The sequence below is a fragment of the Paraclostridium sp. genome (genome assembly GCF_051656405.1).
Lineage (GTDB): Bacteria > Bacillota > Clostridia > Peptostreptococcales > Peptostreptococcaceae > Paraclostridium.
This window is the reverse complement of sequence record NZ_JBOGBV010000012.1, coordinates 21389-36171: the sequence shown is the minus strand read 5'-3', so window position 1 is coordinate 36171 and position 14783 is coordinate 21389. Positions and strand designations below refer to the sequence as shown.

Genomic DNA, 14783 nt, shown 5'->3' with positions numbered 1-14783 from the left:
TTTTTACGTGTTCCTGAGGTTATTAGAGAATGTAGTGGTATAAATATTTTTGGAAAACGAATAAAGTCACTTGTTTTTTCAACTGACTTGGCTATTATAAAAAATGTAAATGCGGACGCAGTAATAGCTGTATATCCATTTACTCCTCAGCCAATAATTACGCAATCTATTATTATGGCTTCTGATATCCCTGTTTTCGCAGGAGTTGGTGGTGGTCTTACAAAAGGAATACGCTCAATAATGTTAGGTACTAACGCTGAATTACAAGGTGCCATTGGTGTCGTTGTTAATGCTCCTACAACAAACGGTGTAGTTAGAGCTTTATCTAATGCACTTGATATACCTGTTGTTGTTACTATTGTAAACGATGATACAAACATTCAGGAAAGAATAGATGCTGGGGCAACTATTTTTAATGTTTCAGCTTCTTCTGATACTCCTCGAATAGTTGCTATTATTAGAGAATCTTATCCTGATTTTCCAATAATAGCAACAGGTGGTCCAACTGAAGAAAGTATAAAAAAAACAATAGATGCTGGGGCAAACGCAATTACTTGGACCCCACCTTCTGTTGCTGAATTATTTAAAGATGTTATGACTTCTTATAGAGAAAATGCAAATTCACATTAGGGTGTAATTTTTATAATTTATCAATTTCAATCAAAATAATAAGAGGTACCCCAAGAATTGCATGTGCATATCTATTGGATACCTCTTATTATTTTTAATTTAAAATGCGCATTCTATAAAGTTTATATTTCTATATTCTACAGCCATTGGTACAAATCTAATTCTACCAGCTTCACAAGCTATTCTAAACCCTTGAATGCTCCTACGATCAGTTCTATCCACTATCATAAAGAAATTAGAAGGATTAAATCCTCTTCTCATTACTATTCTAACTATTGCCATCCTTCTGCAATTGCCTATAGTAAACTGTCCCCCACCAGGTGATATAAAAGTCTCAGGTGATTGCGCTGGATCAGGCATCATAAAATCTACCTCTGTATCTATTTCTGAATCGCTATTATCATAATATTCATCGTAAATCTCGTAATCTTCAAAATTCATAGAAGGCTCAAGTAAACTAGCAACTTCTAAGTATTCATTTTTAATATCCGCATCAGGGCGTACATTTTGTAACTCTCTAAGATATACAGCCATAAACTTCCAATAATTATCCCAATATTCTTGCCAATAATTTTTTTCCATTGTTGATTCTCCTTTTTATGATATAAATATTGTTCTATATATCATATGAAAATTTCAAACAATGGTTCTTATTTATACAAGGTAATTTACTTTTTAAATTATATATCTGCTCTAGTTACTTTTCTTGGTCTACCTTTTATATTTTTAGTTTGTAGTGCTTTTAACACCATTTCGCCTTTGTTGTTTAATATTTCAACATAAGTAGATATATCAAGTACACTTATAACCCCAATGTCTTCCGCATTCATACCTTCGATGCTACAAAGTGTACCTACTATATCAACAGGTCTCATCTTAGTTTTTTTACCCGCATTTATATGAATCTTCATTATTTCTTGACTTAGATTTGCACCTTTATCTTCTTTAACTTTTTGTCTTTGCTCTAACTTTTTGTCAAATTCAGGCTTTAAACTCATTACAAGTCTTTTACTTGGTTTCATTTTCATTGTTAATTCCTTACCTGTATAAGAGTATATTTCAAACATACGTCTTTCATCAGATTTCATAACAAAAGTAATAGCTCTTCCCTCTTTACCTGCACGTCCTGTTCTGCCTATTCTATGTACATAGTTTTCTCTTAGAACAGGTACATCATAATTTATTACATGGGTGATATTATCTATATCTATACCTCTAGCAGCTACATCTGTTGCTATTAAGTATCTAAAGTATCCTTTTTTAAAGTTATTCATTACTTTAATTCTCTCATCTTGTTCCATTCCACCATGTATTTTGTCACATGGATATTTAAGTTTTCTTAATTCATTGTATAGAGATTCTACCTTAACTTGTGTATTGCAAAAAATAACACAGCTATCTGGATTTTCTATTGTTGTTACATCTTTTAATAAATTTAACTTTCCTGTCTCTTCTATACTATATCCATCTTGTTGTATTCTATCTACTGTCAATGTTTTTGCTTCAATTTCTATTGTCACATGATCTTTCATATATTTTTTTGATAATCTATTTATATCTTCTGGCATAGTTGCTGAAAACAGCATAGTCACACGATTTTTAGGTAATGACGCTATTATCTCTTCTACTTGCTCTAAAAATCCCATACTAAGCATTTCATCTGCTTCATCTAGCACAAGATACTTTATGTTATCGGTTATAAAATTTCCTTCTTTAATATGGTCTATTGTTCTACCTGGAGTTCCTACTACTATATGAGTTTTTTGTTTTAACTCTTTTTCTTGTAATGAAAAAGATGATTTACCATAAAGTGCTGGCACTTTTATTCTTTTAAATCTTCCTATGTTAAATACATCTTCCTTAACTTGTATTGCAAGCTCTCTTGTCGGTGTAAGTATTAATGCTTGTGGTTTGTTTTCGTCCCAATCTACTAACTCACATAGTGGTATTGCAAATGTTGCTGTTTTACCACTTCCTGTTTGTGATTTTACTAATACATCTTTATTTTTAAGTACAACTGGTATTACTTCTTGTTGAACTTTCGTTGGTGTCTTATAGTTTAGCATATTCAGTGATTTTAATATTTCATCACTTAGTTTATAATCTTTAAAGTTTATATTTGTCATTTATGTGCTCTTCCTTTATGTCATTTTAGTGTTTTTATATATTATTATCTTTCTATTAATTCATATTCTTTTTTTATCTTTAATACTAAATATATCATAAAAATCATACTTCTCCTAATTATATATTTAATACTTAATAAAATCTATTAAAAACTACATACTTTATAAACAATTCTTAGGCATGAAATTCATAAGTTGATAGCCAAATTACTAACACATTACAACTTATTTGACATCAAAATCGTTAAACTTTTAAACAAATATAATAATTACTTAAAATAATATGTAACTTATTTAGAATATGAATCATATTATGATTATAGACTAGCTTAATGTTATAAAATTTATATGGCTAGTTTTTAATTAAAACTTTTTAGTTATGTTTAATCCCCTGGAGGTTAATTTAATTGAAAAAAAAGTTAATTGTTACTATAAATTTTAACACAATGGATTTATCAAAAAATAGATTAACAAAAGAATGGATAGATTATAGAATTGATTTATTTATAAAGTACACTTATTTTAGTTTAATTAATCAGACTTATCAAAATTTTTTAGCTTTAATATACTATGATATAAATAGCCAGGATTTAGTTTTAGATGCTCTGTCTAAATATCCTAAACTTGCTGATAATATTATATTTAGACCTATGACTGCAACTATCGGCTTTGAACAAATATGTGAAGATGATTTTGTGAAAGAATCCATAGTTGGATATGACTATTTATATTTAGTTCCTTTTGATTCTGACAATCTAATGCACCCTGAATATCTTCAAAAAATAATAGATTTTGAAACTAAACCAGATACTCAATGTATCATAAATAGAAATGTTTATATTTATGATATATCAACTGATACTATGCTTTCCTTTACTACTCCTGATTATCATTGTGGTTTATATGCATTAATATATGACGTTAATTCATATGTTAATGGATTTCGTTATAAATATGCAGATCATGGTTCAGTAGTCCATTTAACTCATGAATATCTTTTACATGAATATGTTATGGTTTTAATACACGGAACAAATATTTTAAATTCTTTATCGGCATACCAAGGAATTCCTAGAACACCTGAAGATTTAAAATATAAAGCTTTAAAAGATTTTAACTTAATATAAAATAAAAAAGGAGGAACTATTCGTTCCTCCTTATCTTATAACATATTTTTATAATCAGCTAAAAACTTTTCTATTCCTATATCTGTTAATGGATGCTTTGCCATTTGCTTTAATACATTAAATGGTATAGTCGCTATGTCAGAACCAGCCATAGCACATTCTGATACATGTATTGGATTCCTTATGCTTGCTGATATTATTTCAGTGTCAATACTATGCACCTCAAATATATTAGCTATATCACTTATAAGATCTACTCCTGTAACACCTACATCATCTAATCTTCCAACAAATGGGCTTACATATGTAGCACCTGCTTTTGCTGCAAGTAATGCTTGTTGTGATGAAAATATTAAAGTCACATTAGTTTTTATATTCTTTTCTGAAAGAATCTTAACTGCCTTTAAACCTTCTATACACATTGGAAGTTTTATAACTATATTTTTGTGTAACTTGACTAAGTCTAAAGCTTCTTCTACCATTTTGTCAGACTCTAAGCTTATTACCTCAGCACTTATTGGTCCATCAACTATTTCACATATTTCATTTATTACTTCTTTTATATCTCTTCCTTCTTTAGCTATTAATGAAGGGTTTGTTGTTACACCATCTAATATCCCCCAAGTTGCTGCTTCTTTTATTTCCTCTACATTTGCTGTATCTATAAATATTTTCATAATATGTCTCCTTAATTATTATAAATTCTTAAAATACTACTCCTGATTTTAATATTATATTTGCATATGGTGTAAATTCACCTGTTCTAACTATAGCCATAGAATCTTTAGTCACTGCTTTAAAGTCTTCGTGAGCTATTTTAGTTATTTTTATATCTTTAAATCTATTTTCTATTTCTTTATAAAGTTTTGTACTAACTTCTTCCATTTCACAAGCTATTATAACTTCTTCTACTTTTAATTCTTCAAGTACTGTATCTAATGTATCTAAAAATGTTGGTATACCATGCTTTAGTGCTAAATCTATTCTTTCAACATTTTTTGGTATTGGAAGTCCACTATCACATATTGTTAACATATCTGTGTGTCCCATTTTTGATATTACTGATGATATTTCGCTGTTTATTAAAACTGATTTTTTCATCTTAAATCTCCTTAATTTATGTAATATTTTGTATTTAAGCCTCTATAACTTTAATTGTTTTACTAAAATTTATGATTCATAACGTCATATAAGTTTGGTATTGATGTTTGTGCTCCTATGTTAGTAACACATAATGCCCCTACTTTTGATGCAAAATCCATTGCTTCATCTATATCTTTTCCTTGAGAAAATGCCACTGATAATGCCCCTGTGTAACTATCTCCTGCTGCTGTTGTATCTACAGCCTCTACTTTATATGATTTTTTAAATTCTATTTTATCCTTATCTAAATAAAGACTTCCCTTTGATCCTAATGTAACTATAAGTTGTTTTACACCTTTTTGTATCATTACATTAGCAGCTTTTTTTATATCATCTTCGCTTTCTATTTTCACTCCACTTAATATTTCAAGTTCTGTTTCATTTGGAGTTAATAAATCTACATTTTTTATAATATCATCACTAAGCTTAACTGCTGGTGCTGGATTTAAAATTGTAAACTTCCCTAATTCTTTTGATTTTTCTAAAGCGTATTTTATAGTATCTATCGGTGTTTCAAGTTGTATTACAACTATACTGCTTTCTTTTATACCATCTATACATTTATCTATATCTGATTCTGTTAATTCGAAGTTTGCCCCTGGAGACACTACTATAGAATTTTCAGCATTTTTATCTACAGTTATAAGAGCTACCCCGCTTGGTCCTTTTTCAATTTGTACATAATCAGTTTTTACTTTATCAGCTTTTAATTGTTTCAATAAACTTTGTCCAAATCCATCATTTCCAACCTTACCTATCATGTAAACATCTCCACCAAGTCTTGATGCTGCAACTGCTTGATTAGCACCTTTTCCACCTGGTATTTCTTTAAATTTACTTCCTATTAATGTTTGCCCCTTCTTTGGCATTTCATCAACATTTACAACTAAGTCCATATTAAGGCTTCCTATTACACATATCTTTTTCATGTTAAATTCTCCTTTTTGTTGTCATCAATTCGTAATATATTTTCATATTTTTTACATATATCTTACATAATTATATCTTTTTTATTATGCAATTTCATCTATTAATTCACTAGATATACTTTCTTCGCTTTCATTTTTGTTAATTAGCTTTATCCCAACAAATGTACCTATCGTCAATCCTATCATAGTATAAAGTCTGTAATCTACAATTCCATCATACAAAGCAAGGTGTATTAACCCTGATGTAACTGCTCCCATTATAGGTGCTACCACAGGTATCCATGCATATTTAAAATCAGAACTTCCTTTACCTGGTATTGGTAATAATAAGTGAGCTAAACGTGGACCTAAATCTCTAGCTGGATTTAATGCAGCTCCTGTTACTCCACCAAACGATGTTCCTACTAAAAATATTAAGCATCCAACAGCTAAAGGCTTTAACCCACTTGGGAATGTATTTGTATCTAGTCCTAATATACAAAATACCAATGCAAAAGTTACTATGTACTCACTAAAGAAGTTTGCTAAATTATTTCTTATAGTTGGTGCTGTTGCAAATATAGTTAACTTAGCTTTCGGATTATCCGTTTTTTCCCAATGATGAATAAATTGAAGGTATACTAATAAACCTCCAAACATACCTCCAGCTACTTGAGCTACAATATATCCTGGAACTAAACTCCATTCAAAATTCCCTCTAACTGCTTGCATAATTGTAACTGCCGGATTAATATGAGCTCCACTTATATCCCCAAGGCAATATATAACCATTGCAACGGTACATCCCCAGGCAATATTTATCGCTACATTTCCTGCTTGATATGATCCTGATGTTTTTAATGAATTTCCTGCTAAAACTCCACAACCAAAAAATATTAACATTGTTACACCTATGAATTCCGCTAAATATACACTCATTTTAGTTCATCATCCTTTATAATTATTTTTTGTTTAATTCCTTTTCTTGATATCGTTTTCCAAGTTATATTTGATATAATATACTATTTTTTTCACTTTTTCAATATTTTTTTCACATTTTTTTCATGTTTTTCCATATTTATTTCATCTTTATATTTTTACAGATAAAAAAATAGAGGCTACTTAGCCTCTGTTTTACTATTAATATTTATTAACTTTTCCGAACCTCTAAGCACAATACTTGGTTTTAATACTATATTTTGAGTAGTGTATGGTTCCCCTTCTAGAATTTTCTTTGATAAAACTTCAAAAGCTATTTTCCCCATTTCAGAAGTTTGTCTAGAAACAACACTAATATTTAATCCTAGATATGTAAAAAATTCTAAATCATCAAATCCCAGTAAAGATATATCTTGTCCTATTTTTATTTCCATCTCATTTAATGCATTTATAACGCCCAGAGTCATCATATTATTACAACTAAATATTGCAGTTACGTCTTTATTATTATTTATTATTTCTTTTGTGAGATTATAACCGGAATCAATTTGATAGTCCCCTTCATGGATATAACTTTCATTTATTTTTAATTCATTTACCTTATGTGCTTGCTTATACCCTTCTAACCTAAGTTGAGCAGTCTCATACTCTAAAGGACCTGTTATAACAGCAATATTTTTATGACCTTCAGCTATTAATGTATCTACTCCATCAAAAGCACCCTTTTTATTATCACTAAATATTCCATCAAAATCACAAAATATCAAATCTCTATCTATTAATATTATAGGTACTCTCAAAGAATTTAGGTTTTGGACATGCTTTTTAGTAGTTTCTCTATTCCTTATAGTTGTTGTAATTATTAGTCCACATATATTAAAGTCTTTTAATGCATCAATTATTTTCATTTCTTTTTCAATACTTTCACCACTATCAAATGAAAATACATTATAGTTTAATTTATCTGCTTCTTCAGTTAATCCTTTAAGGACATCTGTAAAAAACATATTTGATAAATCTGGAAATACTACTGCAATATTTTTTTCTTTTTCATATATATTTTCTTGTTTTTTTATTTCTTGTATTGCATTCTTAATTAATTCCCTTGTTTCTTGTTTTACATATCCGGATTTATTTAAATATCTAGAGACTGTAGCTATAGATACACCTGATTTGCTAGCTATATCTTTTGTCTTTATATTCATATCATCTTTCCTCAATTCCTTAGATTAATAGTTTCTATTTTTATATTTAATGTATTATTTGTTTTTACTATATTATATTATAAGATATATATTTAGTAAAAATAAATATATATTCTAAAAAACACTTACTAATAGATAACTTCTATTAGTAAGTGTTTTTATTTTATTATTTAATATTAATATTTACAGTTTTATCTAATTAATCCATATTTAAATTTTTATATTTTACTTATTCTATATACTAACCTTAACAACATTATTATCTATATAATCTAAAAATTTAATAAAATCATCTCCAGATATATTAAATGTTTCCGTATTTATAGCTGGATGAAAGTTAAGATTTTGACCATCTAGTAAATCATTATCTATTATAACTTCTACTACACTATTTGTGTCATTTATAATACTAAATGGATTTACACTACCAGGTGTTACCTTCATTAATTTATACAATTTTTCTGGCGAATCAAATGAAAGCCTACTACTTCCAATTTGTGATTTTATTTCTTTTAAGTCTACAGCTTTATCGTGTTTTGCTACCACTAAAAAATTAATACTTTTATTAGAATTTTTCAAAAATAAGTTCTTACAATGATGTCCAGGCATGTCCTTTGTGACTGCATAAAATTCAGCAGCTGTAAATACTTCATCATGTTCTAAAATTTTATATTTTATATCTAGCTCATCTAATTTATTATATATTTCTTTTTTCATAAGTTACCCCCTGCTGCATTTATATAAGTATATTATTACATACATTTAAATTTATTTAAACTGTCTAAATTAATAATATTCAGCTGAAATCAAATTCACTTGACAATCTCCTCTTAATGTAGCAATCGCAAAAAACTCTATCGAGTTTAGTCCATCAAAACTGCAATGTGGATATATAAAATTTAAATTATTGATTTGATTATAATCAATTTCATTTTGGCCTTTACACATTGATTTGTTATCCATATTTTCTAATTTTGATGTTCCACATACATTACAATTTGTTAAATCTTTATAACTTGAAATTTTCACTTGCAATCTTAATGTAACCCCAGGTGCTGGGTTTTCTTTAGTTCCATAATTTTTAGGTTCGCTAGCACTTACATTACAGTCCAAGTAATATCCAGGGCTCGCAGAAATTATTTTAGGTGAAATAGTCGCATCTGCTAAATAACTCCCTTTTCCATTAATTGTTCCTTTACAACTATATGAGAAGTAAAATATTAGATTAGCTATAATTTCGTCATTTTTATTTCTAATATAATATGCAAACGGTCCATACTTTCTATCAACAAAGCCCTCCATATCCTCCCAAACAGCATTTTTAGGTAAAACAGATACAGAAACAGAGTTAAAATTCACATTAGATTCTATACAGCTATCTCCCCAATTATCTTTAATTATTTTTGATTCAAATTTTTCACAATAATTTAATCTTTTATCATTATCTATACTCAATTAGTATCATTCTCCTTTATAAATTTAATTAATATAAGGTTTTCTTAGCCTTATATAGTCAATATATGTTAATTTCCAATCTAAATTGTCAAGATAATTAAATGTTCAAAAACAAAAAATCCTAACTAATTTTTATAGTTAGGATTTTTTACTAATTAACTATTGGACTTAAAACTTCAAAATTATTTACATCTATTAATCCCTTATCAGTAATTTTCCATTTAGGGCTAGTAGATAAAGCCAGAAAAGATAAATGCATAAATGGAGCATGTAAATTTCCACCTAAGTCTTTCCTTACTATATTTTCTAGTAAATCTATTTTTTCACTTACTTCACTTCCTGTAAGTTCATCTGTAATAAGGCCTCCTACATTTAATCTTAGTTCTTCTAATACTCGGCCATTATTAACAACAGCAATACCTCCGCCCATTCCTATTACCTTATTAACTGCAACTACCATATCGTTTATATTAGTTCCAACAACAGTTATATTGTGAGTATCATGAGCTATACTCTCTGCAAATGCACCCTTTTTAAGTCCAAAACCATTAACAAAAGCTTTACCTATATTATTATTTCTCCCATATCTTTCAATACATGCAATATGTAAAATATCATTAGTTATATCTGCTTCTACTACATTATTTTTAGTTTTCAATTTAACTTCAATACACTCAGTCAAATTTTGATCAGGTATCGCTTTTATACATCTCGCAACAACTTCTTTTTCATTACTTATAATTTCTATATCTTTTTCATTTATTTTACCTATTTTAACAGAATTTTTTACACTATTAGGATAAGTATATTTAGGCAGGTCTATCAATAGTTTTTTATTAGAAGCTACAAGCTTTCCTTCTATAAAAACAGCTTCTATATCCATATCATTCAAATCATTTATTATTGCAATATCAGCAAATTTTGATGGAGCTAGTACACCTCTATCCTCTAAATTAAAGTAAGTTGCAGGATTTATTGTCGCCATTTGTATAGCTTCAACAGGACTTACACCTTCTCTTATAGTTCTTTTTATTATTTCATTCATATGCCCTAATTCTTGTAAATCTTTTGCCACCATATCATCTGTAGCTAATATACATCTTCTTGAATCCAAATGTTCTTCTGTTATTGCTTTTATACATTCCCCCATATTCTTTTGAGTTGATCCCTCTCTCATGAATACATAAACCCCTTGTCTTAACTTTTCTATACATTCGGATTTAGTAGTTGTTTCATGGCAAGAACATTTTCCACCAGTACACACTATATGTGCAGCAAGTTCATTCGAGAACAATTCTGGAGCATTACCATCTACTATTTTCCCTATACTTTTAGCATAAGTAGTCGATGCTAATAAATCTGTTATTATTTCCGGAGTATTGTTGTATACATGTTTTGCATTGCTAAATCCTTGAAGTTCTCCTATACCTATTATGTTTTTATAGTTTAGCAAATCTTCCATATCTTTAGAACTAACATCAACTCCTGCTGTTTCAAGACTAGGACAATCTGGAGTTAACGCAGGAACTACAAATCTTACATAGTTTGGAACATAACTTGCTTCATCTGCCATAGCTTTCATTCCAACAGCACCTAAGGCATTTCCTATTTCATGAGGATCTGCTATCAAAGTTGTAGTACCTGATGGTATAGAAAGCCTAGAAAACTCAGTAACTGTTAGCATGCTACTTTCAAAATGCATATGAGAATCTATAAATCCAGGAGATAAATATTTACCACGAACATCTACTACTATAGTATTTTCACCTATTAACTTGTCACAATCTCCTACCATTAATATATGCTTTCCTTTTATAGCTATATCTCCTGTATATATCTCCCTAGTCAGTACATTTATAATATTGCCACCATACAGAACAATATCTGCATGGTGTTTATCACTCATAAGTGTATCTATTAACTCCTTATACTCCATTGCTTGTTTTATATATTTCAATTTTAATCCTCCCAAACATCTATATTATCCACTATACCTATAATAGCTGCATTTATTGATGATTGTAATTTTTTCGTTGCATTTCTAGCAGCTGTACCTTCTGTATATATTACAAGTTCTCCAATTCCAGCCCCTACTGTATCTACAGCTATCAGTGGTTTTCCATCTATTTCATTTTTTAAGTTCAATGGTTGAGTTATCATTAATTTGCTTCCTACCAACGAATCGTCTTTTTTAGTTGCAACTACCGTTCCTATAACTTTTCCTATTTGCATGTTTATCCCCCTATTTCAATTTTTATTTTCTTTTGTTTTATATAATCTTTTGCCATTGGAGTTATTATAGTATTCTTTGATATGCTTATACGGTCTTCATTTAAGTTCATAATATCATTTAATGTTATTATTTCCTTACTTGCTTCACTTGCTTCGTCTTCCATATTTTTATAATCCATTGTTTCTTTTTTATAGTTAATATGATTATTATTTAATAATTTAAGAATTTCTTTTATATTCTTGTGATTTGTAGGTATCATTACATATGAATTGCCGTCTATAGAATTAAATTTATTATTTGATATAAGAGTTTTACAATTACTAGATTCTTTTTTGTTATCTTTTTTTATATTTTTACTTATTTTGTTCAATATATTTTTTGTAAAATCAATTTTTTCTTTCATCTATTTAATCTCTGCTTAAAATTACTCTTTCAACTTCTGAGTGTGGTCTTGGGATAACATGTACTGAGTGAAGTTCACCTACATTTCTTGCTGCTTCTGCTCCAGCATCTACGGCAGCTTTAACTGCACCTACATCCCCACTTACCATAACAGTCACTAATCCAAATCCTATTTTTTCATATCCCATTAACGTTACATTAGCTGATTTAACCATAGCATCTGCAGCTTCTACTGCACCTACCAAACCTTTAGTTTCTATCATTCCTAGCGCTTGCCCCATAACAAATTCCTCCTGTTATCAATTATTTTCTTCGTTTTTATTTTCTATTACTTTTTTATTAATATTTTTTACTTTAAGATTTTTTTCAAATTCTTTGATTAAAACATCAATTTCTTCATGAGGTCTTGCTATTGTTTTACTTGAAACAATTTTTCCAACTTTGTTTCCTGCCTCAACACCAGCATCGATAGCGGCATTTACTGCTGCAACCTCCCCAGCTATATGTATGGTTACACTAACCGCTTTTTCAACACCTATTACTTTATCATATCCTACTAGCGTAATATCCGCTGCTTTGCTTGCAGCATCAAGAGCTGCTATCGCTGTAGTAAGTCCTACAGCTTCAATCATCCCTAGGGCTTTCCTCATATTATCCCCCCCTTATTTAGCTAAATCTTTTAAACTAATCATATTTTTACATTTATTATTTGTATTTATATTTTCATCTACAACTATATTGTGATTTAAATCTTTTAATGATTTAAATTTCGTTTCTTTATTTATATGCTTCTCATTATTAAGATTATTTAAATTATTTTTTTTACTATTTTTGTATAATATACTTTTTAAAATTTCAACTTCCTTACAATTTATATTTTCAATTTTTTTATTTTCTTCTTTTTTACATGTTTTTTTATTAAGTGCTTTATTTGATATATTCTTCATAACAGCTTTTGTCAGTAAATCTGCCACTTAACCACCACCTATAAAATTTTACTTACTTCATCATGAGGTCTAGCTATTACATTAGTGGATATTATTTCCGCTAATCTTTCTGCACTTTCTTCTCCATTTTCAACAGCTGCTTTAACAGCTGCTACATCTCCTTTTATAATTGCTGCAACTATTCCTGATCCCACCAAATCTATGTCAACTAACTCTACATCTGCTGATTTTAACATCGTGTCCGCAGCTTGAATTGCACCTATTAAGCTTTTTACTTCTACTATTCCTAGTGCTTTCAATCATACTCACCCCTTTAACATAAGAAGTTAAAAATAATCATCTATGTTTATATTTTCATAACCTGGTATTATAGCTCTATTAAACAATTCATTGTCCAAAGGCTTTGTTGCATCAATCCCCATTTTATCGCTAAGTCTTTTATTTACATGTGAGGCTTCTAATGGACTTCCAAGTGCATTAGGTATTATAATTACATCCTCGCTCGCTTGCACTCTTGAAGCTATTGCAAATTCCACATCTTTATAGCTGTATATATCTACATCATTATCAACTATAACCACATGTTTTAAGTCTTTACTACTTCCAAGCGCTGTCAATATAGAACTTTTTCCATCTCCTTCATTTTTCTTGTTTATCTTTACAACTGCATGAAGTCTACATCCTCCACCTACCGTTACATTGATATCTATTACATCCACTATATTTTTTAAAGCACTATATATTTCAACCTCTCTTATAAGACCATTTGATAAATGTTCTTCTCTTGAAGGAAATGCATGTTGAAAAATCGGATTATCTCTATGCATTATAGCTTTAACGTCTATAGTTGGATGATTTGATACTTCACCATAATATCCCATAAGTTCCCCGAAAGGACCTTCTTTTATTTTTTTATTTGGATCTAAATACCCCTCGATTACAATTTCACAAAATGCTGGAACTAATATATCTACCCTACTACATTTTATAACTTCAAGTGGTTCATTTTTTAAAGCACTATAAACCTCATACTTATCTAGCCCATATTTTGAAGAACTAATTTGAGATGCTATCAAAAATTCTGCATCATATCCTAAAACTATTGCACACTCTAGCTTTTCATTATTTAATTCGGCTTTTTTAATTATCTTATTCAAATGAGGAGAAGCTCCAGATACTAAAGCACTCATATTGTCTTTATCATTTATTTGGAATCTTCTAACTGCCATATGTGTGTCATTAGTTTCTGGATCTTTTATTATTAGCATCCCTGCTGTTATAAAATTCGATGAATCTTTTTCATGCGATGTAGGAATCGGAAATAATTTATTTATATCTATATTTTTAGTTATAATATTTTGAGCAATAGGTCCACTTTTAACTTCTTTATACGGTTTTGGATTCGCTATAGCACCCATAAATTTATAAATTCTATTTTCTTCATTTACATCCATTAAATCATTAAATATTTTTCTATTTCCGTATACTCCACCAACTAAATCTATATCATAATTTTTTATATTCTTAAAAACTATAGGTGCTTCATTATCAAAATGCCTAAGTACAGCTCCTAATTCAAATTCTTTATCAACTCTCTTTTTACAAGTTTTTAAATATCCTGATTTTTCTAATTTATCTAAAGTAAATCTAAGCATTTGACTCTCCACG

Annotated in this window: 19 protein-coding genes; 2 read left to right on the top strand and 17 right to left on the bottom strand. The window is 29.0% G+C overall.

The window, feature by feature from the left end; genetic code table 11:
• On the top strand, positions 1–630 hold a 630-nt coding region (locus ACRDDE_RS02045), incomplete at its 5' end, for a hydrolase (RefSeq protein ID WP_438625185.1).
• 99 nt (positions 631–729) lie between these two features.
• Here ACRDDE_RS02045 and ACRDDE_RS02040 read toward each other — a convergent pair.
• Both ACRDDE_RS02040 and ACRDDE_RS02035 read right to left on the bottom strand, forming a co-directional pair.
• Positions 730–1212: a hypothetical protein gene (locus ACRDDE_RS02040; protein ID WP_438625184.1), complete on the bottom strand. Its 483-nt coding sequence runs from the start codon at positions 1210–1212 to the stop codon at positions 730–732.
• A gap of 98 nt (positions 1213–1310) precedes the next feature.
• Positions 1311–2756 carry a DEAD/DEAH box helicase gene (locus ACRDDE_RS02035; protein ID WP_438625183.1) on the bottom strand — a complete coding sequence of 482 codons (1446 nt, stop codon included), beginning with the start codon at positions 2754–2756 and terminating at the stop codon, positions 1311–1313.
• Positions 2757–3163: 407 nt separating this feature from the next.
• Here ACRDDE_RS02035 and ACRDDE_RS02030 point away from each other — a divergent pair, with 407 nt between their 5' ends.
• Positions 3164–3883, top strand: a complete 720-nt coding sequence (locus ACRDDE_RS02030; protein WP_438625181.1) for a glycosyltransferase family A protein — start codon at positions 3164–3166, stop codon at positions 3881–3883.
• A gap of 35 nt (positions 3884–3918) precedes the next feature.
• Here ACRDDE_RS02030 and fsa read toward each other — a convergent pair whose 3' ends face one another.
• From fsa to ACRDDE_RS01955, 15 genes are all read right to left on the bottom strand, one after another.
• Positions 3919–4560: a fructose-6-phosphate aldolase gene (gene fsa, locus ACRDDE_RS02025; RefSeq protein ID WP_438625179.1), complete on the bottom strand. Its 642-nt coding sequence runs from the start codon at positions 4558–4560 to the stop codon at positions 3919–3921.
• 28 nt (positions 4561–4588) lie between these two features.
• A complete protein-coding gene (gene rbsD / locus ACRDDE_RS02020; protein WP_438625177.1) occupies positions 4589–4984 on the bottom strand; it encodes a D-ribose pyranase in 396 nt (131 codons plus the stop codon).
• A 62-nt stretch (positions 4985–5046) separates the two neighbouring features.
• Complete coding sequence (gene rbsK / locus ACRDDE_RS02015; RefSeq protein ID WP_438625176.1) at positions 5047–5955, bottom strand: ribokinase; 909 nt, start codon at positions 5953–5955, stop codon at positions 5047–5049.
• A gap of 84 nt (positions 5956–6039) precedes the next feature.
• Positions 6040–6873 carry an MIP/aquaporin family protein gene (locus tag ACRDDE_RS02010; RefSeq protein ID WP_438625175.1) on the bottom strand — a complete coding sequence of 278 codons (834 nt, stop codon included), beginning with the start codon at positions 6871–6873 and terminating at the stop codon, positions 6040–6042.
• A 179-nt stretch (positions 6874–7052) separates the two neighbouring features.
• Entirely contained in the window at positions 7053–8078 is a 1026-nt protein-coding gene (locus ACRDDE_RS02005; RefSeq protein WP_438625173.1) for a LacI family DNA-binding transcriptional regulator, read from the bottom strand.
• Between the two features lie 234 nt (positions 8079–8312).
• Entirely contained in the window at positions 8313–8795 is a 483-nt protein-coding gene (locus tag ACRDDE_RS02000; RefSeq protein WP_438625171.1) for a prolyl-tRNA synthetase associated domain-containing protein, read from the bottom strand.
• 69 nt (positions 8796–8864) lie between these two features.
• Positions 8865–9533, bottom strand: a complete 669-nt coding sequence (locus tag ACRDDE_RS01995; RefSeq protein ID WP_438625170.1) for a hypothetical protein — start codon at positions 9531–9533, stop codon at positions 8865–8867.
• Between the two features lie 151 nt (positions 9534–9684).
• Entirely contained in the window at positions 9685–11490 is a 1806-nt protein-coding gene (locus tag ACRDDE_RS01990) for an adenine deaminase (RefSeq protein WP_438625169.1), read from the bottom strand.
• Between the two features lie 2 nt (positions 11491–11492).
• The gene (locus tag ACRDDE_RS01985) at positions 11493–11765 is read right to left on the bottom strand and encodes a EutN/CcmL family microcompartment protein (RefSeq protein ID WP_021433307.1); all 273 of its coding nucleotides are present in this window, start codon (positions 11763–11765) and stop codon (positions 11493–11495) included.
• A 2-nt stretch (positions 11766–11767) separates the two neighbouring features.
• Positions 11768–12169, bottom strand: a complete 402-nt coding sequence (locus ACRDDE_RS01980) for a hypothetical protein (RefSeq protein ID WP_438625168.1) — start codon at positions 12167–12169, stop codon at positions 11768–11770.
• 4 nt (positions 12170–12173) lie between these two features.
• A complete protein-coding gene (locus ACRDDE_RS01975) occupies positions 12174–12449 on the bottom strand; it encodes a BMC domain-containing protein (RefSeq protein ID WP_021431053.1) in 276 nt (91 codons plus the stop codon).
• 18 nt (positions 12450–12467) lie between these two features.
• Positions 12468–12818: a BMC domain-containing protein gene (locus tag ACRDDE_RS01970; RefSeq protein ID WP_438625167.1), complete on the bottom strand. Its 351-nt coding sequence runs from the start codon at positions 12816–12818 to the stop codon at positions 12468–12470.
• Between the two features lie 12 nt (positions 12819–12830).
• Positions 12831–13142 carry a hypothetical protein gene (locus ACRDDE_RS01965; protein WP_438625166.1) on the bottom strand — a complete coding sequence of 104 codons (312 nt, stop codon included), beginning with the start codon at positions 13140–13142 and terminating at the stop codon, positions 12831–12833.
• A gap of 11 nt (positions 13143–13153) precedes the next feature.
• A complete protein-coding gene (locus ACRDDE_RS01960; RefSeq protein WP_438625165.1) occupies positions 13154–13414 on the bottom strand; it encodes a BMC domain-containing protein in 261 nt (86 codons plus the stop codon).
• A gap of 27 nt (positions 13415–13441) precedes the next feature.
• The gene (locus ACRDDE_RS01955; protein ID WP_438625163.1) at positions 13442–14782 is read right to left on the bottom strand and encodes a UbiD family decarboxylase; all 1341 of its coding nucleotides are present in this window, start codon (positions 14780–14782) and stop codon (positions 13442–13444) included.
• Position 14783 lies beyond the last annotated feature (1 nt).